The organism is Deltaproteobacteria bacterium, assembly GCA_028818775.1.
Lineage (GTDB): Bacteria > Desulfobacterota > Binatia > UBA9968 > JAJDTQ01 > JAJDTQ01.
This window is the reverse complement of the sequence record JAPPNE010000167.1, coordinates 1-26285: the sequence shown is the minus strand read 5'-3', so window position 1 is coordinate 26285 and position 26285 is coordinate 1. Positions and strand designations below refer to the sequence as shown.

Annotated in this window: 20 protein-coding genes; 16 read left to right on the top strand and 4 right to left on the bottom strand. The window is 65.6% G+C overall.

What is annotated here, in order from left to right; all coding sequences use genetic code 11:
* Positions 1 to 7: 7 nt before the first annotated feature.
* The 6 genes from OXU42_17795 to rnr all read left to right on the top strand — a co-directional run bounded on the left by OXU42_17795 (position 8) and on the right by rnr (position 8094).
* Positions 8 to 871: a 3-hydroxyacyl-CoA dehydrogenase NAD-binding domain-containing protein gene (locus tag OXU42_17795; GenBank protein ID MDE0031241.1), complete on the top strand. Its 864-nt coding sequence runs from the start codon at positions 8 to 10 to the stop codon at positions 869 to 871.
* Entirely contained in the window at positions 858 to 1598 is a 741-nt protein-coding gene (locus OXU42_17790; GenBank protein MDE0031240.1) for a 3-hydroxyacyl-CoA dehydrogenase family protein, read from the top strand. The genes OXU42_17795 and OXU42_17790 overlap by 14 nt, the downstream gene beginning before the upstream one ends.
* 45 nt (positions 1599 to 1643) lie before the next feature.
* On the top strand, positions 1644 to 2849 hold the full coding sequence (locus tag OXU42_17785; GenBank protein ID MDE0031239.1) for a thiolase family protein: 1206 nt from the start codon (positions 1644 to 1646) through the stop codon (positions 2847 to 2849).
* Between the two features lie 154 nt (positions 2850 to 3003).
* On the top strand, positions 3004 to 5622 hold the full coding sequence (locus tag OXU42_17780; GenBank protein ID MDE0031238.1) for a hypothetical protein: 2619 nt from the start codon (positions 3004 to 3006) through the stop codon (positions 5620 to 5622).
* Between the two features lie 62 nt (positions 5623 to 5684).
* On the top strand, positions 5685 to 5972 hold the full coding sequence (locus OXU42_17775) for a DUF4911 domain-containing protein (GenBank protein MDE0031237.1): 288 nt from the start codon (positions 5685 to 5687) through the stop codon (positions 5970 to 5972).
* Between the two features lie 4 nt (positions 5973 to 5976).
* Positions 5977 to 8094 carry a ribonuclease R gene (gene rnr, locus OXU42_17770; GenBank protein MDE0031236.1) on the top strand — a complete coding sequence of 706 codons (2118 nt, stop codon included), beginning with the start codon at positions 5977 to 5979 and terminating at the stop codon, positions 8092 to 8094.
* A 9-nt stretch (positions 8095 to 8103) separates the two neighbouring features.
* Here rnr and OXU42_17765 read toward each other — a convergent pair whose 3' ends face one another.
* Positions 8104 to 8973: a DMT family transporter gene (locus OXU42_17765; GenBank protein ID MDE0031235.1), complete on the bottom strand. Its 870-nt coding sequence runs from the start codon at positions 8971 to 8973 to the stop codon at positions 8104 to 8106.
* Positions 8974 to 8980: 7 nt separating this feature from the next.
* On the bottom strand, positions 8981 to 9901 hold the full coding sequence (locus OXU42_17760; GenBank protein MDE0031234.1) for a hypothetical protein: 921 nt from the start codon (positions 9899 to 9901) through the stop codon (positions 8981 to 8983).
* 494 nt (positions 9902 to 10395) lie between these two features.
* Between OXU42_17760 and OXU42_17755 the strand changes: the two genes are divergently transcribed.
* From OXU42_17755 to OXU42_17745, 3 genes are all read left to right on the top strand, one after another.
* Positions 10396 to 11469 carry a glycosyl hydrolase gene (locus OXU42_17755; GenBank protein MDE0031233.1) on the top strand — a complete coding sequence of 358 codons (1074 nt, stop codon included), beginning with the start codon at positions 10396 to 10398 and terminating at the stop codon, positions 11467 to 11469.
* Positions 11470 to 11652: 183 nt separating this feature from the next.
* A complete protein-coding gene (locus OXU42_17750; GenBank protein ID MDE0031232.1) occupies positions 11653 to 12669 on the top strand; it encodes an LLM class flavin-dependent oxidoreductase in 1017 nt (338 codons plus the stop codon).
* Positions 12670 to 12697: 28 nt separating this feature from the next.
* Entirely contained in the window at positions 12698 to 15766 is a 3069-nt protein-coding gene (locus tag OXU42_17745) for an SIR2 family protein (GenBank protein MDE0031231.1), read from the top strand.
* A 235-nt stretch (positions 15767 to 16001) separates the two neighbouring features.
* Here OXU42_17745 and OXU42_17740 read toward each other — a convergent pair whose 3' ends face one another.
* Together OXU42_17740 and OXU42_17735 are read right to left on the bottom strand one after the other, a co-directional pair.
* Positions 16002 to 16784, bottom strand: a complete 783-nt coding sequence (locus OXU42_17740; protein MDE0031230.1) for an aspartate/glutamate racemase family protein — start codon at positions 16782 to 16784, stop codon at positions 16002 to 16004.
* Between the two features lie 75 nt (positions 16785 to 16859).
* Positions 16860 to 17981 carry an amidohydrolase family protein gene (locus tag OXU42_17735; GenBank protein ID MDE0031229.1) on the bottom strand — a complete coding sequence of 374 codons (1122 nt, stop codon included), beginning with the start codon at positions 17979 to 17981 and terminating at the stop codon, positions 16860 to 16862.
* A gap of 164 nt (positions 17982 to 18145) precedes the next feature.
* On the opposite strand from OXU42_17735, the gene OXU42_17730 reads away from it, so the two are divergent.
* The 7 genes from OXU42_17730 to OXU42_17700 all read left to right on the top strand — a co-directional run bounded on the left by OXU42_17730 (position 18146) and on the right by OXU42_17700 (position 25443).
* Complete coding sequence (locus tag OXU42_17730; protein MDE0031228.1) at positions 18146 to 19504, top strand: MmgE/PrpD family protein; 1359 nt, start codon at positions 18146 to 18148, stop codon at positions 19502 to 19504.
* 87 nt (positions 19505 to 19591) lie between these two features.
* Entirely contained in the window at positions 19592 to 21103 is a 1512-nt protein-coding gene (locus tag OXU42_17725; protein MDE0031227.1) for a GMC family oxidoreductase, read from the top strand.
* A gap of 103 nt (positions 21104 to 21206) precedes the next feature.
* Positions 21207 to 22715 carry a GMC family oxidoreductase gene (locus OXU42_17720; GenBank protein ID MDE0031226.1) on the top strand — a complete coding sequence of 503 codons (1509 nt, stop codon included), beginning with the start codon at positions 21207 to 21209 and terminating at the stop codon, positions 22713 to 22715.
* Between the two features lie 137 nt (positions 22716 to 22852).
* Positions 22853 to 23080 (top strand): DUF433 domain-containing protein, encoded by a 228-nt coding sequence (locus OXU42_17715; GenBank protein ID MDE0031225.1) that lies wholly within the window; start codon positions 22853 to 22855, stop codon positions 23078 to 23080.
* 35 nt (positions 23081 to 23115) lie between these two features.
* Positions 23116 to 23649, top strand: coding sequence for a hypothetical protein (locus tag OXU42_17710; protein MDE0031224.1), 534 nt, complete (start codon positions 23116 to 23118; stop codon positions 23647 to 23649).
* A 133-nt stretch (positions 23650 to 23782) separates the two neighbouring features.
* Entirely contained in the window at positions 23783 to 24406 is a 624-nt protein-coding gene (locus OXU42_17705) for a DUF6088 family protein (GenBank protein ID MDE0031223.1), read from the top strand.
* Complete coding sequence (locus OXU42_17700; protein ID MDE0031222.1) at positions 24403 to 25443, top strand: nucleotidyl transferase AbiEii/AbiGii toxin family protein; 1041 nt, start codon at positions 24403 to 24405, stop codon at positions 25441 to 25443. Before OXU42_17705 ends, OXU42_17700 begins: the two co-directional genes overlap by 4 nt.
* The last annotated feature ends 842 nt before the right edge of the window (positions 25444 to 26285 follow it).

The window sequence follows — 26285 nt, the reverse complement described above, 5'->3', positions numbered from 1 at the left end:
TCCGAGCATGGCGAACGAGAACAGGATCGGAGTCATCGGCGCCGGCACCATGGGCGCGGGCATCGCCCAGGTGGCGGTCCAGGGCGGGTTCGAGTGCGTGGTGTACGACATCGCCCAGGAGTTCCTCGACCGCGGCCTCGGCCGCATCCGTGGCTTCATCGGCCGCAGCCGCGAGAAAGGCAACATCGACGAGCAGGAAGAAGCGCGCATCCTGGCGCGCCTCCAGGGCTCGCTCGCGCTGGAGGATCTGTCCGACGCCGTCCTGGTCATCGAGGCCGCCACCGAAAACCTCCCGGTCAAGCGGGAGCTGTTCCAGAAGCTCGACGCCGCGTGCGGGCCCGAGACCCTGCTGGCCACCAACACCTCCTCGCTGTCGGTGACCGCCATCGGCGGCGCGGTGAAGGACGCCACGCGGGTGCTGGGCATGCACTTCTTCAACCCGGCGCCGCTCATGGCGCTGGTGGAAGTGGTGCAGGGAGAGCTCACCAGCGACGCCGCCGTGGCCAAGGCCATGGACATCACCCGGCGCTTCGGCAAGACCCCGGTGCGCGCCAAGGACACGCCCGGCTTCATCGTGAACCGCATCGCGCGCCCCTTCTACAACGAGGCGCTGCGCATCCTGGGCGACGGCGGCACCGACGTGGAGACGGTGGACCGGATCATGCGCGAATCCGGCGGTTTCCGCATGGGCCCGTTCGAATTGCAGGACCTCATCGGCATCGACATCAACTTCACCGCCACCGAGACCCTCTACCACGCCTTCTTCGAGGACCCGCGCTTCCGCCCCAGCCCGCTGCAGCAGAAGCTGTATCTGGCCGGCCACCTGGGGCGCAAGACCGGCAAAGGCTTCTACAACTATGAGTCCAAGTAGCGTTGCCATCCTCGGCGGCAACCGCCTGGCGGAGGACCTGCTCCGGCTCGCCCTGGACAAAGGCCTGAACGCGGCACGGTGCGCCGGCCCGGACGCGGTGGACCCGGCGACCGACGTCGTCGTCGACACGCTCGCCCACGGGAGCGAGGAGAAGCGGCGGCTGGTGGAGGCGATCGACGCGGCCGCGCCGGGAGCCGCGCTCGTGCTCAGCTCCTGCATCCGCTGGTCCACCACGACGCTGGCCTCCTGGAGCCGCCGGCCGGAGCGGGTCGTCGGCTTCGCTACCTTCCATCCGCTGGCGCGCCGCAACGTCATCGAGCTGGCGCGCGGACTCGACACCGGCGACGAGGCCATGGCGGCGGCCGGCGCCCTGGTGGAAGGCCTGGGCAAGGAGAGCGCCGTCGTCAAGGACGCGCCGGGCCTCGTGTTCCCGCGCATCCTGAGCCTGATCATCAACGAGGCCGCGCGCAGCCTGGACGAGGGGGTCGCCACCGCCGAGGAGATCGACGTCGCCCTCCGGCTGGGCACCAACTATCCCCAGGGACCGCTGCGCTGGGCCGACGAGGTCGGCCTCGACGAGGTGCTGGCGGTCCTCGAAGGGCTCCTGGAAGAGACCGGCGACGACCGCTACCGTCCGGCGCCGCTGTTGCGGAAGATGGTGGCGTCCGGCCGCCTCGGCGAAAGCGCGGGCCGCGGGTTCTACCGCCACGGCGAAGCCGGAATTTGACATTGCACGACGGAGGACCAGGCCTCCGCCGCGGGAAGGGAAACCATGCCAGAAGCCGTCATCATCGACGCCGCGCGCACCCCCATGGGGCGCTACGGCGGGATCCTCAAGGACGTCCGGCCGGACGATCTCGCGGCGCACGTCATCGACAAGCTCATCGCCCGCAACGGCATCGACCGGGCGACCATCGAGGACGTGATCCTCGGCTGCACCAACCAGGCCGGCGAGGACTGCCGCAACGTGGCGCGCAACGCCTCGCTCCTGGCGGGCATTCCCGACTCGGTGCCCGGCGCCACCGTGAACCGCCTGTGCGGCTCGGGGCTCGAAGCGGTCAACCAGGCCGCGCGCGCCGTCGGGGCCGAGGAAGGCGACCTGTTCGTGGCCGGCGGCGTCGAGATGATGACCCGTGCGCCGCTGGTGATGCCCAAGGGAGCGGTGCCCTTCGCACGCGGCGAGGTCACGGTCTACGACAGCGTGCTCGGGTGGCGTTTTCCGAACCCGCGCATGGGGGAGATGTACCCACTCATCAGCCTGGGCGAGACCGCCGAGAACGTGGCCGAGAAGTACGCGGTGGGCCGCGAGCAACAGGACGCGTTCGGGCTCAAGAGCCACCGCAACGCGGTGGCGGCCCAGGAAGCGGGGCGGCTCGACGACGAGATCATCCCGGTGCCGGTGCCGCAACGGCGCGGCGACCCCGTGGTGCACGGCCGCGACGAGGGGCCGCGGCCGGACACCAGCCTGGAGCAGCTCGCCGCCCTGCGCCCGGCCTTCGTCCGGAACGGCACCGTCACCGCGGGGAACTCGTCGCCGCTGTCCGACGGGGCCGCGGCGCTGCTGGTGGCGTCGCGCGAGCGGGCGGAGGCGCTCAAGCTCAGGCCGGTGGTGCGCATCGTGGCGTCGGCGGTGGCGGGGGTGGACCCGGCCTTCATGGGCATCGGGCCGATTCCGGCCAGCCGCAAGGCGCTCAAGCGCGCGGGCCTGACCGCGGACCAGTTGGACCTGGTGGAGCTGAACGAGGCCTTCGCGTCCCAGTCCCTGGCGTGCGTCCAGGAACTCGGCATCGACCCGGACAAGGTCAACGTCAACGGCGGCGCCATCGCGCTGGGCCACCCGCTGGGCTGCAGCGGCGCGCGTATCCTGACCACGTTGATCCACGAGATGAAGCGACGCGGCAGCCGCTACGGCATGGCCACCATGTGCATCGGCGTGGGCCAGGGCATCGCCACCATCGTGGAACGCGCGGACTCTTGACCGGCGGACAAAAATATCCGATAGGAATTGAAGGGAAAGCGATCCGATCACTGTATCGGGAACAGTATTCCCGTATCGGGAATAATTTTTCGAGGCCGGGCTGCCGGGACAAAAGAGGGGATCGTCCTGCGGCAAGGCCGGGATGCTGCGTCGCATGAGAAGCAAGGCATCCAGACTGCTGATCTTCCTGTCCCTCGCGACGATGCTGGGCGTGGCGGCGGTGGTGGGACAGGAAGCCTTCCTGGAAAACCGCAAGGAATCCATACGCCGGGAGATCGAAAACGCCGTCGGCCGCGCGGTGGCGTTTGAATCCGTCCGGCTGCGGTTGTTCCGGCGCCCGGGAAGCCTGGGCATCACGGTCACGGACCTGCGCGTTGCCGACGATCCACGGTTCGCCGCCACACCCCTGATCCGCGCGCACGAGCTCACCTTCTCCCTCGGCTGGCTGTCGCTCCTGACTGGCGCGCCCACCGTTTCCGACGTGGTCCTCGACCGGCCGGAAATCCAGCTCATCCGCAACGAGTACGGCGACGTCAACATCCTCGCGCCCGCGCAGCCGCTCAAGGCTGGTTTCAAGTCGGCCCACGCCAACGGTGCGGCGGTTCATGCCCAGGGCGCCAAGCTCTACCTGGTGGACCGTTCCTCCGAGAAGGCCGAGGAACTGCGCCTGCGGGACCTGACGGCAACGCTCCAATGGCAGCGGGGACAGCGCATCCGCGTCGAGGTATCCGGCGCGCTGTCCGAGGACGGCACGCGCCCGTTCTCCGTGGCCGGCACCGTGGGCACGGCGGCGCCCTTGTCGGAGTGGAGCCGGAACGAGGTGGACCTGGAGGTTCGCGCCGCGTCGCTGCCGCAAACCCTGGTGTCGCGTGCCTGGACGTTCCTGGAAGCGCACTTCCCGGCCTACCTCCGCCCCTCTGGCCCCTTGACCGTCAGCGCGAGGGTGACGGGCCGGATCGACCGTCCGCGCGTATCCGGGATGGAGATCACGGGCGCCTTGTTCGGCGCCCCGGCCGACAACGCCCGCCTGACCGGCGAAGTGGACTTCTCCGGAGGGTCGCCATGGAACCGCGCCATGGCCAAGGGCGAGTTGGACCTGGGACCCGTCCAGCTCGACCAACTCAGACAACTGCCCTGGGTGGAACAAATGGTGCCGGCGGGGTTGAGAGTCCACGAGCCCATCCGCATGGCCAACGCGCTGGAGGGACCGCTGGACGATCTGAGGATCCGGGTCACCATGGATGCGGACGACCACACCATCCAGTACGGCGACTGGTTCCTCAAGGCGCCGGGAGTTTCGGCCCGTCTGGCCATGAATTTGCGGGCTCGCCCGGACCGCATGGTGATCCACGAAGCCGAAGCCCGGCTTCACAACGCCAAGGTGCCGTTCTCCGGTGTCATCGTCCAACAACCGGAACACCTCGTTCAACTCCGTGTTCAGGCCGATGACGTGCCGCTGGCAGGATGGCAAGGAATCGTCCCGGCGGCCAAGGACTACCAGCTCGACGGGTCCGTGAGCGTCCGGCTGGCGCTGGGGCACCGGTCGGGGCCGCGCACCGAACCGCCGACTCTCCGCGGCAACGTGAGCCTGGCCGACGCCCGCATCATCGGCCCGCCCGGCACGAACAGGAACGTGCAAGGGCTCCAGGGAGAGCTCGTATTCCGCGGCGACGAGATCGAGATACGCGACCTGCGGTTGCGCTCGGGCCTGTCGGACCTGCGGCTGCGCGGGTTGCTGGTCAACCTGAGCCGACCCACGCTGCACTACAGCCTCCACTCCGACCTCCTGAACCTCGGCGACGTGACCGGCGACTCCGCGCATCGGGCGCACTCCTTCAGCGACGTCGTTCACGAGGGCTCCGCCCAACTGCACGAAGGCATTGCCTCCGTGCGAGGCTACCTGGCCTCCGCCAGCGGCCAGGTCGGCGGCTCCACCTATCAGAACCTGCAGAGCCTCGTGCACTGGACCCGCGGCTCCTTGACCGTGCGACGGCTTGCCGTCGAGACCTTGGGTGGCGCGGTTTACGGCCATGGCACCGTCACGAGCCGGAACGGCCGGGGCTTCGACGTCGAGCTGCAGCCCGCCGCGGAGGGTTTGGACGCCAACGGACTGCTCGCGCTCTTTCCCCACTATCCCGCGGATTCAATCAACGGAAACGTGAGTCTCGAAGGCCGTTTCCACAGCACGGGCACGGACTGGCCGTCTCTCGTCCGGAACCTGGACGGACAGGGCCGAATGACCCTGGACAAGGGCGTCCTCGGCAACTTCAACCCGGTCCGTGGGGTTCTCGCGACGCTCGACGCCGTGGAAGGGATCGACCGCATCGACGCGGCCGGCCCCGCCTTCCTCTCCCTGGTACGCGACGACCGGACTTCCTTCGAGAGCGTCGCCGGCCGCTTCACCATCCGCCAGGGCAAGGTCCGCAGCGACGACATGCGGCTGGTCTCGGGCGACTACAGCATCGTGGGCAAAGGCTCGCTGAACCCGGACGGGCAAGTGGAACTTCTGGCGACCCTCGTGCTGTCGCCGGCGTTTTCCCGCGACCTGAGCGGCCGCTACCGCAACGTACGCTATCTCTTCGACGCCGAGGGAATCAGTCTGCCCTTCCGGCTCGCGGGCCGCATCCCCGACATCACCATCCAACCCGACGTGCCGCAACTCGTGCGCTACATGTACAACAAGCTCGCGGAGGAGCGGCCGCCACGGGCCGAAGACGACGGCGGCAACCTGTGGAAGCGCATTGGGCGGGGCTTCATGGAACTGCTCCGTTGACGCCGGCGAGCGCCTTGGCGCCGCGCCACGCTCATCCCTTCATTGCACCGCGGGCCGCAGACATGGACGTCCACGAACTCTACCTCCGGGTGCGCCGGCAAGACATCGCCTACATCAAGTTCATCGTGGAGTCCTACGAACTGCTCGGCATCATCCGCACCGTGGACCCGCGCGAGGCCGTCATCGTGCTGCTCGTGCTGGAGGATTCGCTCCCGCTGGCGCGCGACGTGATCGAGGCACTTTCCGGAGAAGTCCCGCTGGAGGAGATTCCCCGGCCCGCCGGTCTCGGTGACGACTGGCTCCTGGGCGAGCTTGCCGCGTTGGAGCCTGACGGCGACGAAGAAGCCTGAGGGAATGAGCGGTCCCACCGACCTCAAACCCCGCGTGCTCTCGCTGATGCGGGCCAAGCCGGGCCATCGCTTCAGCCTGCGCGAGATCCGCAAGGGCTTCGGCAAGGCGTCAAGGGAAGCGGTGGCGGACGCCCTCAAGGAATTGGTCCACGAACGCACCGTCATCCGCCTCCACAAGAACCACTACACCCTGGCCAAGGCCGCGAGCCTCGTGTCGGGCGTGGTGCAGGGGCATCCGGACGGCTTCGGCTTCGTCGTGCCGGACCAGAAGGGCATGGAGGACATCTACCTCAGCCGCAGGGAGATGCGCCGGGTGATGCACGGCGACCGGGTGCTGGTGCGCCCGGAGAAGAAGCGCCACGGCGACAGCCAGGGACACGTCGTCGAGGTCCTGGAGCGAGGCCAGCGGCGCCTGGTGGGCGTCGTGCAGACCGAGGGCGACCGTACCGTGGTGGTGCCCATGGACCCGCGTGTGGCGCCCGCCATCCCGCTGAAGGCGCCCGGACCGCTCGAGCCCGGCCAGGTGGCGGCGGTGGAGATGACCCGCTACGGCGGCGGCTACACGCCCGCCGAAGCGCGTCTGGAACGAGTGCTGGGGGCGCCCGACGACCCCGAGGTCCAGGCCCGGGCGGTGATCTTCCGCTACGGCTGGCCCGAGGACTTCCCGGACGAAGCCCTTGAGGAGGCCGGGCGCCACGCCGCGGCCGGTGTCCCGCGGAGCCCAGCCGGACGCCGCGACCTGCGCGGCCTCACCACCTTCACCGTGGACGGCGAGACCGCGCGCGACTTCGACGACGCCGTCGGCCTGGAGCGCACCGCCGACGACGGCTACGCACTCTACGTCTCCATCGCCGACGTGGCCCACTACGTGCCGCGGGACTCCGTTCTCGACGCCGAGGCTTATGAACGCGGCACCAGCGTGTACTTCCCGGACCGCGCCCTACCCATGCTGCCGCCGGCGCTGTCCACCGGCATCTGCAGCCTCAAGCCGGGGGTGGACCGGCTCACGCGCACGGCGCTCTTGCAGATCGACCGCCGGGGCGCAGTCGAACGGGTGGAGATCTTCCCGTCGGTGATCCGCAGCGCGGCCCGGCTCACCTACACCCAGGTGGCGCGCATGCTGGTGGACCGGGACGCCGCCGCCAGCGCGAAGTACCCGGCGCTGATGGACTCCCTGCGCGCCATGGAGGAATTGACGCGCCTCCTCATGGACCGGCGGCGCGCCCGCGGGAGCCTCGACTTCGAGCTGCCGGAGACGGAGATCGTGCTGGGCGACGACAACGTGCCCGTCGACATCCGGCGCGCCGAACGCACCATCGCCCACCGCATGATCGAGGAATTCATGATCGCGGCCAACGAAGCCGTGGCCGGCCACTTGCGGAAGCGGAAGTTCCCGTGCGTGTACCGCGTGCACGAAGGACCCGACGAGGACACCCTGGACGCCATAGGCCCGTTCCTTTCCACCCTCGGATACCGGCTCCACCGGAGCGAGGAGAAGATCTCGTCCGGGGAGCTTCAGCGCGTGCTGGAAGCGTGCCGCGGCAAGCCCGAGGAACGCGTGCTGAACCGCATGCTGCTGCGTTCCATGAAGCAGGCCTTCTACGACCGGGAGAACACCGGCCACTTCGGCCTGGCGTCAGACGCCTACCTGCACTTCACCTCGCCCATCCGCCGCTACCCCGACCTCATGGTCCACCGGCTCCTGGACCGCGCCGCCGGCCCCAAGCTCGATGCCGGCACCCGCGAAGACCTCGACGCCTACCTGCGCGAGGCCGCCGACCACAGCTCCCGGCGCGAGCGCCTGGCCATGGACGCCGAGCGCGAGATGGTGGACCTCAAGAAGGCCCAGTTCATGACCGACAAGATCGGCCAGGAACACACCGGCGTCATCACCGACCTCACCAACTTCGGCTTCTTCGTCGAGCTGGACCGCTGGTTCGTGGAAGGACTGGTGAGCCTCAAGTCCCTGGAGGACGACTTCTACCGCTATTACGACACCGCCCACCTCATCAAGGGCCAGAACCACGGCCGCAGCTTCCGCATGGGCGACCCGGTCACGGTCCGTGTGTCGCGGGTGAAGCTGTTTCAGGGGGAGATCGACTTCGAGCTGGCGCGGCCGTGACGGTTGGCGTCAACGCGCCACCGACACCAGGATGATCCCCGTCACCACCAGCACCGTCCCGAGCACGGTGGCGCGGGTCACTCGCTCCATGTCCCGGAGGAAGATGACGGTGCCCAGGAGGATCCACATGGGGAGGGTGGCGGTGATGGGGGCGATGACGATGACCTCGCCGGCGTTGAGGGCGTAGAGGATGCCGCCGGCGGAGACGCCCTCGAAGAGCCCCGCCGTGACAAAGGCCCAGAACGCCCGCCGGTCCCAGACGTAGCGTTGCGCCAGCCCCGGCACGGCCTGGGTGATTCCCAGCAGGGCCAAGCCCACCGTGCCGGTGACGGCGGTGAAGAAGACCGGCTCGGGGGTCAGGGTCAGCGCGGCCCGCCGCAAGGGAAAGGCGATGCCCGCCATGACCGCGGCGGCCAGGGGTACGAGGACGTACCACCCGGGGCTCTCTGCTCTCTCGTCGGTGGTCTTGGCGCCCTCCCGCGAAATGGCCGCGATACCGGCGACGACCGTCACGTTGCCGAGGAACACGGGCAGCGTCAGCTCTTCCCCCAGCAACGAGATCGCGATGATGCCGGCCCAGAAGGGGTGAGTGGCCCGAAGCGAGCCGCTCCGGGCGGCGCCGATGGTCTGCATGCCTCGATAGGTCAACTGGCGCACGAAGGGCTGCAGGCTGCCGGCGGCGACCATCAGCGCCACCGCGTACCAACTGAAGTCGGGCATCCCCCGAACCGCCACCGCCACGCTGAAGATCCCGGCCTGGAACACCATGGAGAATGCCGTCACGGTGGCGGGGGTGGAGTAGAGCAGGCCCCGGCGCGCGACGATGAAACTCACGGCATACATGGCGGCCGCAACGACCGCGACAAGCTCGGGGAGCATCGGGCGCTCAGGCGCCGGCGACTGGCGCCTCGGGGCTGGCCGCTCCCGGCACGAGCCAGCGCGACGCCAGCTCGGACACGCCGACGCCCGCGTCAGGCGCGGTCAGGCGCACAAGTCTCTCCACCTGCGGGAGGTCGACGGTCAGACGCGGGTCCAGCAACACGAGGTACTCATCGTAGAGCACGGCCGCGAGATCGGGCGCATAGCCGAACACCCGGCCGAGCATCGCGAGGGTCTCGCTCCGATGCCCCTGGAGATAGCGGACCGCCTCCCGGTGCGCGGCCAGGAACGCCGCGATGATGCCGCCTTTCTCGCTCAGCCGCACGGCCATCGTTTCGACGGTAATGGGCATGGGATCGTCCGCCACCACCGGCCAGCCGGCGAGCGGCAGGAAGCCCCGTTCGCGCGCGACGAAGTCGAAAGGCCGCGGCAACAGCGCCGCGCCCGCGGACCCCTCCGTGAGCCGATCCAGCGCGTGCTGATCGGTGTCCACCGTATCGAGGCCCAGGTCGGCTCCCAGTTCAAGGCGGCCGAGACTTCGAAACGTCTCGGCCAAGGGCGCCGTCTCGGCGATGACGCGGCGGCATGCCAGCACCTTGCCCTCAAGGTGTGGGAGCTCGCGTATCCCGGCCGGGGCCATCAGCACGTAGGGGCTGCTGTTCATGCACGAGCCGACTAGCCGCGTGGCCCCGGTGCGCAGGAAATGCTGGAGCGACGCGCGCCCGATGACGAGGGACAGGTCGGCATCGCCGTCCGCCAGCGCCTGGTTGCGCTCCTCCGTCCCCTGCACGTGGTCCCAGGCCAGCTCCAGCCCGTGGCGCCGGTAGATCCCCTGCTCGATCCCCAGATACCCGGTGGGGTCGCGCGCCACGCGTTCACTCCCCTCGCCGAGAACCCCGTAAAGCACCCGTAGCCGTGTGACTTGCATCCCGTCTCCTGCCATCTTCCGCGAGGTGCCAACGCACCGAACCGTCATTCCGTAGAACAGGCTGTGTCAAAACACCACCTGAGAGAGGCATCCCCCGGATCGTCATTCCCGCGAAACAGGCTGTGTCAACACACCACTTCCCAGCGACGAAAGTCTAATCCGTCATTCCCGCGAAAGCGGGAATCCAGGGGAGGTGGCGGGGCGCTATAGCGGCGTTTCCCCGCCTCCCCACCCCTGGATTCCCGCTTTCGCGGGAATGACGGTTCGGGGGGTTCAGTGCCATGGCGTAGCCGAGCGGAGTATTGACACAGCCTGCTCTCCCGCCTGCCGGCTCCGTCCGGCAAAGCTTGACACCACCATAGCGAAGGTGTACCGCCTTGCATAGACGGACGGTATCACGCGTCGGTTTCGCTTTCACCTGCGGGGTTTCCGCGCCCGTCAACGACCGTCTGTCAGGGCGCGACCGGGAACCGTTTCTCGAAGGAGGCACAGCCATGTCCATCGCACTGTCCCACGGCGGAACGACCATGTATTCGTCCCCCTCCCGCTCCGACGAACTGTGGGTGGGGACGCGCAAAGGCATCGCGGTCCTGGAGCGCGACTCCGGCGCGGGCTGGCGCGTCGCCCGCCACATGCTGGAGGACAAGCACATCAGCGCGATTCACCAGGAGCCGGAGAGCGGCATGTTCTTCGTCGGGGCGTTTCACGCCGGGCTGCATGTGAGCGGCGACCACGGCGCCACCTGGGAGGCGCGCGAGAACGGGCTCACCGAGCTGGACGTCTACAGCATCAATTCGTCCCGCAGCAACGGCCGCACCCGGCTTTACGCCGGCACCGAGCCCGCGCACCTGTTCTGCAGCGACGACCTGGGCGAGCACTGGACCGAGCTGCCGGCGCTGCGGTCGGTCCCCAGCGTGCCCAACTGGAAGTTCCCGGTGCCGCCGCACATCGCCCACGCCAAGCACATCAACTTCGACCCGCATGACCCCGACACCGTCTACGTGAGCGTGGAGGTGGGGGGCCTCCTCAGGAGCCGGGACCGCGGCGAGTCCTTCGAGGAGCTTCTCGGGATCTACGAGGACGCCCACAGGCTGGTGATCCACCCGCAGGACTCCGATCGTTTGTACGAGGTCACCGGACGTGGTCTGTACGTCTCGGACGACGGCGGAAAGAACTTCGAAGAGCGGCTCGTGCGGCCGTGCGAGAACGGCGATTATCCGGACGGATGCGTGCTCAACCCGCTGAATCCCGACATGATGTTCCTGAGCGCGGCGCAGTACAACCCGGGCCAGTGGCGAAGGACCCACTCCGCCGGCGCGCGCATCTCGCGCAGCATGGACGGCGGGCGCACCTGGGAGATCCTGCGCAACGGGCTCCCGGACCGCCTGCAGGCGAGCATCGAGGCGCTGTGCCTGGAAGCGGTAGGCGATTCGGTCTCGGTCTTCGCCGCCACCACCAGCGGCGAGGTCTATGGCAGCGACGATGCCGGGGAAAGCTGGTCGGTCATCGCCGGCGGACTGGCGCCCATCTCCAAGGATTTCCACTACAGGGACCTGCAGGCAGCGTAATTCCAAGGGGTCCAAGGGCTTGTCTCGGCACGGCCGGGCATACACAACGCGAAAAGAGCTTCCGCGGCCAACGCACGGGGGTGGGTTTCAGACCCGCCCCCGTGTCGGTCCGCGCGGGCAGACAACGGACGACGGCGACGAACGTGCGATGGGTACGTCGCGCCGTGCAACGGGGATGACTTGATGAAGTTCGGCTTGTTGGTTGACTGTCACGTGCGCGAGGGTCGGACGCAGACCCTGGCTTTCGACGAGTTGTTCGACCAGGTGGATGCCGCCGAATCCATGGGGATGGATTCCATCTGGATCGTCGAGCACCATTTCCGGCCCAAGGCCTCGGTGCTGTCCGCGTCCATGATGGTGGCCGGGGCCATCGCCGCGCGCACCAAACGCGTGCGCATCGGCACGGCGGTGCAGGTACTGCCGCTGGGCAATCCCCTGCGCATCGCCGAAGAGGTGGCGTCCATCGACCACATCAGCCACGGAAGGTTCGACTTCGGCGTCGGCCGCAGCAGCATCCCCAAGTTCTACGACGGCTTCAACATCCCCTACTCGGAAAGCACGGCGCGTTTCACCGAGTCGTTCGAGATCGTCATGCGCGCCTTCACCCAGGAGACCTTCTCCTTCGACGGCGACTACTACTCCTACCACGACGTCAGCATCTCGCCGCGGCCCCTCCAGCAACCCTATCCCCCCATCTACATGGCGGTGCGCACGCCCGAGGGCTTCGCGCACTCCGCCCGCAGCAGGTTCAACGTGGTGCTGTGGTTCATGGGCGACTACTACGAGGACCGCCTGCAGATCTATCGCGAGGAATGGCAGGCCGCGGGCCATGCCGAGCCGCCCGAGGTCCACGTGCGCGTGCCCATCTTCATCGCCGAGTCGGAAGCCGCCGCGCGGGATATACCCCGCGCCAGCGTGGAGCACGACCTCCACCGCGTCATCGCCGAGGCCACCGCCATGAACGCCGCCGACCGCGTGGCCCAGGCCCAGGCGTACTTGGCAGACTACGACTCGTTCCTGCGCACCCGCGTCATCTACGGCTCGCCCGAGTCGGTCATCGACCGCATCGAGGAGTTCCGTGAACGCACGGGCTTGACCGGCATGATCCTCGACGTCAACCACGGCGGCCAGATCCCCCACGAACAGGTCATCAGCTCCATCCGGCTGCTCACCGAGAAGGTCGCGCCGCGGCTGGCGTAACCCGTTGTGGCGCGCCGCGGCTGACGACATGCAACTTCCACCCACACTCATCACGCAAATCCGCGACGGAGCGGTAATGTTGTTTCTAGGTGCCGGCGCCTCTTTGGGCGCTAACACGCCCGAAGGTAGACCACTACCTACGACCAACGACTTGTCCGTCGCCCTGGCCGATAAGTTCCTCGGTGGCGAGGACGCTGATAAACCACTAGGCGTAATCGCCGAATTGGCCATATCCGAAACCGACCTCACCACTGTTCAAACCTTCATCTACGACACGTTTCGCGATTTTCAACCTGCAGCCTTCCATCGCTTGATTCCCACGTTTCGTTGGGCTGCTCTTGCTACCACAAATTATGACCTCCTTATCGAACACGCATACCGGGACTGCAAACAGCCCGCCCAGGAGTTAGTCCCTTTCTACAAAAATTCCGATCGAGTCGATGCGAGCTTGCGAACCCCTACTTCTCTCCCGTACGTCAAACTGCACGGCTGCAGATCCCGACATGCCGACCTATCCATCCCATTGATTCTCACCACCGATCAGTACGTAATCCACCGAAAGAACCGAAACAGTTTATTTGAACGCGTCAAATATTACGCCACCAACTATACTGTAGTCTTTATTGGTCATAGCTTGGCAGACCCAGACGTTCGGCAGATCCTACTTGAACTCTCCGAGGAGGGGATCGACCGTCCTCGTTACTATATTGTAGTCCCCAATGTCAGTGACCGCCAACAACGTTTTTGGGAAACAAAGAAGATCACCGCCCTTCCGTGTTCGTTCGCCGATTTCATTGCTGCCGTCGACAGTTCTTTGGTTCCCGCCTTGCGCGCGGTATCGACGCCTCGGACCGCCCACCCGCTCGAAGGCAGGATCGTCAAATCGGACCGAAGCTTTTCGGAACCCACACTAGCCCTTCTCCAGGGTGACCTGACTTTCGTCCGTGAAGACATGCCATGTCCCCTGGTTCGTCCCGACGTGTTCTACAAGGGCGCCAGCCTCGGTTGGTCACCAATTCAACAGAATTTGGACGCGCCCCGCAGGTTGACAGACTCAATTCTCAGCGATTGTATCCTGCTCGACGAAGTCGATCGACCGACCGGTTGCGACTTTTATCTGATCAAGGGCCACGCCGGCGCAGGAAAAACGACTTTTCTCAAAAGGCTTGCCTGGGAAGCAGCCGTGACCTTTTCGAAGACCTGCCTATACTATTCGGGTACCGCGCGGTTGCCGTATGACGCCGTGGCGGAAATTGCGGACTTGATCAACGATCGTCTGTTCTTGTTTCTCGACAGACCCGTTGATCACGTGCCTGATCTCACATACCTATTGCGGCGCGCGCGGCGCGAATCACAGCGGTTCACAGTGATCTGCACCGAGCGCGCTAACGAGTGGAACGTAGAATGTGGGCCCTTGAAGAACCTTTTGAATGACTCATTTGACTTGAAATACCTTTCCCTGCCAGAAATTACCGACCTTCTGGCCAAGTTGGAAAAGAACAAAGCCCTGGGTCTGCTTGAGGAACTTACGGAAGCGCAGCGGGTCGCAGCATTTGCCGAAAAAGCAGGTCGGCAACTATTGGTAGCCCTGCACGAAGCAACGATGGGGAGGACTTTTGAAGAAATAATATACGACGAATACTGTTCAGTCGAACCGGAAACCGCGCGTAACATTTACCTCACGATCTGCAGCCTAAACCGCCTCGATGTACTCGTTCGAGCTGGCTTGGTGAATCGCGTGCACGGTGTGTCCTTTTCGACCTTCCAAGAACGTTTTTTTCTTCCCTTAGAGTCAATCGTTCAGACACTGGATTACGTCGCTGGACGCGACATGGCATACCAAGCCCGACACCCGTGGATCGCCGAGACCGTGTTCGAAAGAGCCCTCACCTCCCCTGATGAAAGATTCGATCTGTATATGCGTCTACTCGATGCAATCGATGTGGGCTACAGCGTCGACCGTATTGCGTTCCGTCGCCTTATCCGGGCGCGCGAGTTGCTTCAGTTATTCCACGACCCCAAACTCATACGAACCCTATTCAGAAAGGCGCAACAAATTTCTGTGGACGACGCTTACGTCTACCAGCAATATGCTATCTTTGAGATGAGACGGGAAAACCCTAATCTGTCGGCTGCGTACGACCTACTCATCGTGGCGGAACGCCTGGCGCCTTATGATAAGAGTATTACGCATACGCTCGCCGAGCTTGAACTCGAGAGATCCAAACGCTCAAATAATCCTATAGAACACGGACGACACATCACTTCGGCTAAACAACTCGCTCGGAGTCTAACCTCCGCGGATGCCGATTCGTCCTACGGGTTCCATACCTTGTGTAAGTTGGGATTGGATGAACTACAACAACTACTTAGGAGCGACGCCGACAGCGATGACCGCATAGACACCTCTATTAGGGCTCTAGAAAAGGAACTTGAAGCGGGCCTGCAGCGGTTTCCTGACGACCAGTACTTGCTTGACGCCGAAGCCCGACTCGCCCGACTGGTTAAGGACGACGTTAGGGCTATGGAGTCACTCGCCCGCGCGTTCCGCGGGAATCCTGCTAGTCCGTTTATCGCAAAAGGTTTGGCGCGATTATATACGCTCTCGGATGACCTACCGGCTGCACGGTCGACCCTGGAGACCTGTTTGGAAAACCGCCCGGGTGATAAGGGAACTAATGCGGCATTAGCGCGACTCATTACAGAGCACTTTCCGGCCGAGGGTATGAAGGCGGAATACCATTGGCGCCGTGCCTTTACGGACGGCGACGCAAATTATTCGACCCAGTTTTGGTATGCAAGGCAACTCTACGTGAACGGAAAGACGGAAGAAGCCATGAAGGTTTTCCGGGGGCTTCGGACCGCACCGGTATCTCCGGAAGTTAGACACAAAATTCGCGGCGTACTCAACACGGATGAGGGATCGCCAACACGGTTCAGCGGTCGAGTAGAGCGGCTAGAAGCGACATATGCACTAGTTTCACAACTAGAAGGTAAAGAGTGGGCTTTTTTGCACAGGAATAAGACGAAGAGAGACATCTGGAATCAACTTTCACGGGGGAACTCCCGTGGACTACCGTATTGGTTTCACGTATAACGGACTAGCAGCGTTCGATGTTGCGCTGGTGATCTGATCGCGTTTCGTCGGAGGTTCCAGGCGTCTGACCGAAGGCTCCATCGGGGGAACCTCCGCTCCGCATGTTTCCTTTTTATGGATGGGCTACGGGCGAAGGCTGCCCCACAAGTTCCCCTGCACCTTTTTCGGCGGAGTGGCTGCTCACGCATAGTGCGAGCAGCTCCTGGTCGGGTGTTGCCTCAATACGTCCTAGTTTTCAAACCTTCGGCGCGTACGCGTGGTCGAACAGTCGCCCGTAGCCGGCGACCTCGGCCTTGACTCGAGCCAGACCGAGGCCGGCCCACATCATCGCCTGCATGCTGCTGACCACGGGGGCGCCGAGGTCCTGCTCGAGGCTGTCGATGATGGCGACGCTGGGCATGAGGGCGCCGGTGATCCAGATGCCGTCGGCGTTGGGAGTGGAGAGATAAAGCTCCTTGGCGGCGCGGTAGACCTCCGCCAGCGGCATGGTGGAGACGCCGTAGCGCCGCGACATGGCGGCCTCGTCGGAGGGCCACAGGGAGCGGGTGGCCACCACTGCGATGCCCGCGTGCCCCACGTACTCGGCGAGCAGCCCGTGCATGACCTCGTCGAAGGGCGTGAGCATCACCACGCGCTTCATGCCCAGGGCCCGCATGGCGCGGATGCAGGCGCCGATGTCCGTGGCAAAGGGAATGGCGGTGTGGCCCGCCACCTCGGCCAGGAGCTTCTCCTCGAAGCCCCATCCCCGGGTCACCACCAGCGGCACCCCGGCCTGGATGATCGAATCCACCCGCCGGTCCTCCAGCTCCTTCACCGCCGCGTCCATGCGGCTCACCGCGTCGTCGTACTGCTGTTGGGTGAGCTGGGTGACGTGGAGCGACGTCATCACGATGGTGACCCCGTCGGGGGCCATCAGGTAGAACTCGTAGCCGTTGTTCTCGTGGCCGGGACTTGGAGTTACGAAACCGATGCGGGCGCGCCAGCCGTATGTGGCGCCCATGGAGGCTTTCAGTGCCATGCGGGTCTCCCGGGAGTCGCTGCAAGACCGCCTGCTCCGTTCCTGGCGCGAAGCAGGCGGTCCGTCGTTGAAGGCCTACAGTCCGTAGAGCCGCCTGGGGTTGGCGTCCAGGATGGCGTCCTTGGCGGCGTCGGAGATGTCGGCGCGCTCCCGCAGGATGCGCGCGGCGAAGCGCTCGCGGTCACCGTGCGGCATGTCCGTCCCCATGACGATCTGCTCCTGCCCCACCAGGTCCATCACCTGCGGCAGCAGCGAGTCCTCTATCTCGGTGCTGAAGAAGAGGTTCCCCTTCTCGACGTAGTCCATGGCCGGCAGCGCCTGGTTGGGGACGCACTCGGGGAGGAACTTGAGCAGCAGCTCTCCCTGGTTCTCGTAGCGGTGCTTGAGGCGGTCGAGCATAAAGGGCACCCACATGCACCCGGCCTCGAGGAACACCACCCGCATGTCCGGATGCCGGTCGAGGACGCCGCCGGCGATGAGCGAGGTGCACGCCATCAGCACCGGCATGTGGAACGCGATGACACCGGACGGGTAGATGTGCGAGTAGAGGTTGTTCACCGACGGGCAGGACCAGCCCACGTGCACGCCCAGCGCGAGGTTGTTTCCCTCCACCGCTTCGTAGAAGGGCAGCAGCGCGTCGTCGTCCAGCAGCCGGTCTCCGGCGGTTCCCAGCACCATGACGGACACGGCTCCCAGCTCGGCGGCCTCGTTCACCGAGCGCACGGCGCCGTCCACGTCGTCGAGGTTCACCACCGCGGCCCACTTGAGACGGTCGTTGCCGCCCAGCCGGTCACCCAGCCAACGGTTGTAGGAGTCGCACAGAGCCGTGGCCAGGGGAACGTTGTCGGTAAGCGGATAGGCGAGAAAAAGCGTCGTGTAGACCACCTGCACGGCGATCTCTTCCTCGTCCATGATCGCCAGCCGCTCGGGGATGTTGGTGAGCTCCTGGCTGCCGACGCTGTCCACCTTGCCCACCGAGTGTTTCGCAAGCTCACCGTTGATGGTCAGGGGCGTTCCGAGGTTGTTGCAGCCCCGGCCTACCCGGCGCGGGAAGAGCTGCTCGTCGATCATCCAGTAGGCCATGCCGTCCACGCCCACCACCCGGGGCCGCTGGCCGCGGAACTTGGGGTCCAGGTACTTGTCGTCAAAGGTTTCCAGGCACTCTTCCACGTGGCCGTCAGCGTCGACACAGTTCATTTCTCACCTCCAGCAATTCACGGTACATTTGTGCACTCAACATTGATGACCTTGATGGACCTTGTCAAGGATGGCGCGGCGCGGCGCGGGGCCGTGAGCCGCGAACATCGAGAGAACGTCCACCGGCACTTGGCGCCGGCAAGCCCCGTGAGGAAGCCTTTCCAATGAGCACACCCGACATCAAAGTGACCAAACGACTGGCGGAGTGGGTCTGCCGGTCGGATATCGCAGCCGTCCCGGACGCCGTGCGCGACGAAGCCGCGCGCACGCTGCTCAACTGGATGGGATGCGCCGTGGGAGGTTCGCGGCACGAATCCGTGGACATCACGCTGCGGGCGCTAGGTCCCTTCATGGGACAGCCCCAGGCGTCGGTGCTGGGCCGCACGGAGCGGGTGGACGTGCTGCACGCCGCGCTCCTCAACGGCGTCGGCTCCCACGTGTTCGACTTCGACGACACCCACCTGCAAACCATCATTCATCCCGCGGGTCCGGTGGCCTCGGCGCTAGTGCCGCTGGCCGAGCATCGCCCCGTCTCCGGGCGCGACTTCCTGCACGCGCTGATCCTCGGGGTCGAGGTGGAGTGCCGCATCGGCAACGCCGTCTACCCGGACCACTACGACGTAGGATGGCATATCACCGGCACCGCCGGGGTGTTCGGGGCTGCGGCCGCCGCCGGACGTCTTCTGGGACTCGACGTCCAGCGCATGTGCTGGGCCCTGGCCGGAGCCGCCACCCAGGCCGCCGGGCTGCGGGAGATGTTCGGCACCATGTTGAAGCCCTTCCTCATCGGACGGGCGGCCCAGAACGGCCTGGCCGCCGCCCTGCTGGCCGCCGAGGGGATGACCGGCTCCGAGCAGGCCCTCGAGGCCCCCCGGGGGTTCGCCCGGGTGCTGTCCGCGAAACAGGACTACGCCGCCATCTGCGACGGCCTCGGCGAAAGCTACGAGATTCTGCTCAACACCTACAAGCCCTACCCCTGCGGCGTCGTGATCCATCCCAGCCTCGACGGCTGCATCAGCCTGAAGCGACGGCACGGACTCACCGGCGATGACATCGAGTCCGTGGAGCTGCGGGTGCATCCGCTGGTGCTGGAGCTCACCGGCAACAAGACGCCGCAAACCGGTCTCCAGGGCAAGTTCAGCGTGTACCACGCGGTGGGGGCGGCCCTCGTCCTCGGGCGGGTCGGCGTCGCCGAGTTCACCGACGAGGTCGTGCGAGACCCCCGGGTCATGGACGTGCGCGACCGGGTCTCCGCGGTGGTGGACGGGAATATCCGGGAAGCCGGCGCTGTGATCACCATACGGCTGAAGGACGGCCGTACCGTCGAGGAGGTGGTGGAGCAGGCCTCGGGAAGCCTGGAGTGCCCGCTGTCCGACGAGGACATGGACGCGAAGGTCCACGCGCTCGCCGATCCGATGCTGGGGGAGGCTTCAACCGGAGAGTTGATTCGCGCCTGCCGGAAGGTGGCGGAGCTGGAGGACGCGGGCGCCCTCGCCCGCGCCGCTACGCCGGCCGCGTCATAGGGGCGGCCTTTACCCGTATAGTGGTAGTGCCTCTACCCGTTCTCGCGCGGATTGACCATTGAATGCCCATCCGCGTAAGGAAACCTCATGTCCGAGCGCTACGACGTCATCATCATCGGCGGCGGCTCGGGCGGCTGCGTCGCCGCCGCCCGGCTCAGCGAAGACCCGCGCCGCAAGGTTCTGCTGCTGGAAGCCGCGCCCGACCCGCAACCGATCCCGGAAACCATCCGCCTGGCCAGCGCCCGCGACCGGGTCTGGCTTGAGACCCCTTACGTCGACATGGTCCCGGTCGTGCGGCCCGTCGACGGCAGCCCGTTCCGCTCCCTGGCGGGAAAGATCATGGGCGGGGGCTCGTCGGTCAACGCCATGGCCTGGGTGTGGCCGACCCGCCACGACATGGACCGGTGGGTGGCGGCGGGGAATCCCGACTGGTCCTGGGAAACGGTCCACGAGGTCCTGAAGCGCATCGAGGCGGACCAGGACTTCCCGGACGACCCGGACCACGGCCACGCCGGACCGGTCTACGTCAAGCGTCCCTTCAGCCTGGATTCGAACCTGTCGCCGGTGGTCCGGGCCTGTATCGACGGCGCCGTCGAAATGGGCCTGCCTCGCCTCCCCGACACCAACATCCCCGACCCCGTGGGCGTGGGACCGGGGGTCTCCAACATCAAGGACGGCATCCGCCAGTCCGCGGTGGTGAGCCATCTGGAACCGGCGCGAGGCCGTCCGAACCTCACCGTCAAGGCCGAGGCGCCGGTGCTGGGACTGACCCTGTCGGGCAGCCGCGTGGACGGCGTGCGCTACGAAAAGGACGGCCGCTTGCACACGGACACCGCAGACCAGGTGGTCCTGGCCGCGGGCGCGTACCGCACCCCCCAGGTCCTCATGCTGTCGGGCATCGGCCCGGCCGCGGAGCTGGAACGGATGGGCATCGAGGTGACGCACGGTATGGAGGGCGTCGGAGGGAACTTCCAGGACCACGCCGTCGTCCACGTGACCTTCGCGGCCGCCAAGGACTTCGAGGTGGCGTGGACCCTGTCGCGGCTTCGTCTCCTGGCGCGGACTTCCCCCAGCATCGATCACGGCGACTTCAGCGCTTCGCTGCGGCCGCCCACCAGGATCGAGGGCGTGGGCACCCTGCTGCCCTTGTCCGTTCAACTGCTCGAGCAGGAGGCGTCGGGACGGATCCGCCTCCCCAGCCTGGATGCCAGGGATTTCCCCGTCGTGGAGACAGGACTGCTGGAAGACCCGAGGGACGTGGAAAAGATGGTGGCGGCCATGGAGTTCCTCCGGGACCTGGCCCGGACCTCGCCGATGCGCGAGTTCTACGGAGAGGTACGCAACCCGGCGCCCGGCGAGGACTGGGCGACCTTCGCCCGCTCCACCTACGACAGCTACCACCATGCCTCCGGCACGTGCAAAATGGGGCCAGCGGACGATCCCGGCGCGGTGGTGGACCAGCGCCTGCGCGTCCACGGGCTGGACAACCTGTGGGTGGCCGACGCCTCCATCATGCCCGAAGTGGTGCACGCCAACACCAACGCCACGGTGTACGTGATAGCCGAGCGGCTGGCGGAGTTCTTGAGCAGCGCGGCGTAGGAACCGCTGCCGGCCGCCGGTTCGGTACGAGCACATGGTCGTGGTGCCGCCACCGGTCTCTGTGCGAATATGCCGTTGAAGGTCGTCCCTTAAGGAGAACCACATGCCCGAACACTACGACGTCATCATCATCGGCGGCGGCTCCGGCGGCTGCGTGGCCGCCGCCCGGCTCAGCGAAGACCCGCGCCGCAAGGTGCTGCTGCTGGACGCCGCGCCGGACCCGCGGCCGATCCCCGACGTCATCCAGGACTCCGGCGCTCGCGACCGCGTCTGGTTCGAGAGCCCCTGGGTCGATGCGTTCACCGTCGAGCGGCCCATCGACGGCAGCCCGTTCTATCCCATGGCCGGCAAGATCCTGGGCGGGGGCTCGTCGGTCAACGCCATGGGCTGGGTGTGGCCGATCCGCCACGACATGGAGCGATGGGTGGCGGCGGGAAATTCCGACTGGTCCTGGGAAACCGTCCACGGGGTTCTGAAACGGATCGAGGCCGACCAGGACTTCCCGGACGACCCGGACCACGGCCACGCCGGACCGGTCTACGTCAAACGCCCTTTCAGCCTGGACTCGGACCTCGCCCCGGTGATCCGGGCCTACATCGACGGCGCCGCGGAGATGGGCATTTCGCGCCTGCCCGACACCAACCTCCCCGATCCCGTGGGCGTGGGTCCGGGGGTCTGCAACATCAAGGACGGGGTACGCCAGTCCGCCGTGGTGAGCCATCTCGATCCGGCGCGGGAGCGTCCGAACCTCACCATCAAGGCAGAAGCACCGGTGCTGGGCCTGACCCTGTCCGGCAGCCGCGTGGACGGGGTGCGTTACGAGAAGGACGGCCGCGTCCACACGGACACCGCAGGCCAAGTGGTGCTGGCCGCCGGGGCGTACCGCAGCCCCCAGATCCTCATGCTGTCGGGCATCGGCCCGGCCGCCGAGCTGGAACGGCTGGGAATCACCGTGACCCACGCGCTGGAGGGCGTCGGCGGCAACTTCCAGGACCACGCCACCGTGCACGTGACCTTCGAGGCCGTCAGGGACTTCGAGGTAGATTGGACCCTGCCGAGGCTTCGCCTCATGGCGCGGACCCCGGGCGCCGGCTACGGCGACTTCAGCTTGACGCTGCGACCTCCGACCAAGATCGAGGGTGTGGGCTCGCTCCTGCCCCTGTCGCTTCAACTGCTGGAGCAGGCGGCGCCCGGCCGGATTAGCCTCAACAGCCTGGACTCCCGGGATTTTCCCGCCATCGAAACGGGCATGTTGAAGGATCCCAAGGACGTCGAGAAGACGGTGGCGGCCATGGAATTCATCCGCGACCTCGCCCGCACAGCGCCGATGCGAGAGTTCTACGGCGCGGTACGCAACCCCGCGCCCGGCGAGGACTGGGCGACCTTTGCCCGCTCCACCTACGACAGCTACCAGCACGCCAGCGGCACCTGCAGGATGGGACCGGCGGACGACCCCGCCTCGGTGGTGGACCAACGGCTGCGGGTCCACGGACTGGACAACCTGTGGGTGGCGGACGCGTCGGTCATGCCCGAGGTGGTGCGCGCCAACACCAACGCCACGGTCTACGTCATCGGCGAGCGGCTGGCGGAGTTCCTGAGCAGCGCGGCGTAGAAGCCCGTAACGGTCCACGGCGCGATCCGCTGCCGCTGTCCCCAGATCCCCAAGTGATCCTCTTGACCTACCCAACATTGCCTTGTTGGAACCGAGGCCGTTTTCGCGTACCAAGAATATGAAAGGGGGACAGGCCAATGAACTGGCGAGAGCACATTACCGTCGATCCCGAAGTCTGCCATGGGAGAGCCTGCATTACCGGCACGCGAGTCTTGGTCACCACCATCCTGGACAATTTGGCAGCAGGCTTGGATTCAGAGGAAATCGCCAAGAGCTATCCTTCCATCAAAAAAGAGTCTGTGCAGGCAGCGGTGTCCTACGCCGCGGAGTTGGCCAAGGAGCGAACGGTATCACTATCCGAGTAGGAATGGCCCAAGTGCGATTCAAACGGGGACTTGCCATGCAACCGAAGAAGATCCTTGGAGTTCTGGCGTCGGCGAGGACAATGACGGCCGTGGTGGGCATCGTCGCGGCCGGAAGCTTGGGCGTGGTTCAGCCCGTTCTCGGCGCTGCGACCGGCACCTTCACCATGCTCATGGTTTCGACTCACAGCTACACCACGGTGAAGCAGCCGGAGGTGACCGTCTTCGGCGGCGGTTTGAACGGAGTGGCGGTCATTGTCGAGAGTTCCGGCGATCCGTTTACGAAGGGTACCCACGGTGACACGACGTGCGTGGCCTACGGCAGGAAAACCCCGAAGAGCTTCCTCCTGGAGACAGTGTGCACGTTCAGCGACGCCCAGGGCGAGAACAAGCTCTACATGTCGGGTCGAAGGACGGGCGGGGGCGTGGAGACGGGCGGCAGCGGCGGAGGAACGCTTGACGGCGGTACCGGCAGGTTCTCCAACGTTCGCGGAAGCTGTGACTACGAGGCGGCCTACCGCGGCAACAAGCAGGTTCTCACGACCGTGAACTGCTCCTGGGAGCAGCCGTAAGGTGATGCGCCTCGATCCCGTTAGCACGAGATTCTCTGCGCTCTCCTTCTTGGGCCTGTTGCAGCGGTAAGATAAATAGTATAGATTTCTGACACTTATAGGTACACCTCCGACCGCGAGCGTTGTGATCCCAATGACCGGAATCGCCGACAAGATCATGCAGAGGGTATCCATCCACGATAGCGGAAGGTGGGTGTGCACACCGAAGGATTTCATGGACCTCGGCAGCCGCGAGGCCGTTGATCAGGCCCTGTCGCGTCTCACCAAGGCGGGACGGCTTCGCCGGGTGAGCCACGGCCTGTACGACATGCCCAGGATCAGCAACGTGTTGAACCGTCCCGCGCCCGTCGACCTGGATGCCGCCATTGCAGCACTGGCACGACGGGACGGTGTGCGGATCATGCCGGACGGCTTGGTGGCCGCGAATCAATTGGGCCTCACCAACGCAGTGCCTGCGAAAGTCAGCTACGTGACCGACGGCCACTCCAGGACGCTCAAGATCGACGGTAGAACCGTCCGGTTCCGGCACGCGGGTCCCAGCGTCATGAAGTGGGCGGGAAGACCCGCCGCGCCGGTGGTTCAGGCGCTGCGTTGGCTGGGTCCCCGCGCGGCCGCAGACGGAGGGATTGTTTCGACGCTGAATCGTCATCTTCCCAACGACGTGAAGGTCGACCTGTTGCACAACAGCCGCGATCTGCCCGGCTGGGCATTGCCGTTGGCGCGCAGTATCGCGAGCGACCAAGCCGTTGCCGTATGAACGGAGGCTTTGAATCGTTCCTCGCCCTGCCGGAGCAGGACAGGCGCGATGTTTTCGAAGCGGCGGCAGCCCGCCTCGACACGTTGCCGGGCTACGTGGAAAAGGACTTCTGGGTTTGCCTTGTTCTCGACGCGCTATTCAACCGTCAGCCGGAGGGGCATCCTAGGCTGCTCTTCAAGGGTGGGACCTCCTTGTCCAAGGCCTTCGCACTCATTGAACGCTTTTCCGAGGACATCGATCTCGTGGTGTTCCGCGACGGTCTCGGGTTCGAAGGGGAGCGCGACCCGACCGTGGCGAGCGGCCTGTCGAACAAGAAGCGGGCCGCGCTGTTCAAGGATCTCGGGGCGGCGTGCCGCGGATACATTCGTGGGGCCCTGCGGACCGCTCTGGCAAGTCGGATCGACGAACTCGCAACCGACTGTCAAATCGTTCCGGATGAGAGCCACGACGGACAGACGCTGTTTATCGAGTATCCTACCCTCTTTCCAAGCAGCGAAGTCACCTATGTGGCCCCCCGTGTGAAGATCGAGGCTGGCGCGAGGTCAGCGCTTGACCCAAGCCGGGAATGCACGATCACTCCCTATATGGCCAACGAACTCCCGGGCTGGTCATTCGCATCGGGCGGGCTTCGCGTGATCGCCCCTGAGCGGACCTATTGGGAGAAGCTGCTGATCCTGCATGGCGTGCACTGCGGATACCGGGATGCCGGGCGCCTGCCGGCCGACAAGGACCGCATCTCGCGTCACTACTACGATGTCGCAGTAATCACGGCGACGGAAGTCGGCCAGTCGGCGTTGGTTGACACGGATCTGCTGGACGCGGTTCGGAACCACAACATCGTCGCCTTCCGGCAGGCCTGGAAGCGGTTCGAGGAAGCCGTTCCCGGATCGGTAAGGCTGGTCCCGCAAGCGGAACTGCGCGCGGTGATCGAACAAGACTACCGAGCCATGCAGGGCATGATCCTCGGTGACTGCCCGGACTTCCGATGGGTCACGGATCAGCTCCGACATGCCGAAGCTGCAATAAACGGAACCTGAACGTGGCCACAGCGGGTCTCTGCATTCGATTCTCCAGGGTGGTGCATCACTTTTGACGGAACCTTTCGTTGCGGTCGCCATTTCTCGGTTGCCTGATAAGCGAGACACCTTTGACGTGAGAATCCAGAGGATCGGCCATCGTCGGGGCGGTTGTGAAACCGCCATCAAAGTCGATCGCATGACATCACCGCTCATACCTGCCAGTGTCCTCTCGGAGGTCAGCCGAACGTACGACCGGCGGGTGATGAACAACGTCCACAGATCCGAGTACGTCGAAGCCATCGTGGCTCTCGCACTCAAGGACAGCGGCTGGAAGCGCATGACTCCGTGGGATTCATGGGACTGTGAGCACGAGTCGGGCGTCAGGCTGGAGGTCAAGCAATCCGCGTCTGCGCAGGGTTGGGGGGAACGCAGCAGTCTCCCCCGCTTCGACATCGCTCCCAGAACCGGGTATTGGATCAATGACGGCGGACAATGGGTGGACCAGACCGGACGTCATGCCGACATCTACGTGTTTGCCTGGCACGGAGAGCGACGTGACACGGCAGACCAACGGGACCCCGGCGCTTGGGAGTTCTACGTGGTCCTGGAGCGAGATCTGCCGGCACAGAAGACCATCGGACTAGCGGCGATTCGTAGCCGGGCGGCTCCGCGTGGTGTCGAGGAGCTCGCGGTTGCGGTGGAGCGTTCCCGAACTGCAATACGCCCCCCTTGATCGACTGCGCCAGCAGGTGTTGGGTTTTATACTCAGCCGGCAGCGGTCAAAAATTTTTGGAGAGTTGATTTCCATGCCCATCTACGAAATCTCCACAGACTCGCTGAACCCTCTTCAACGAACTGAC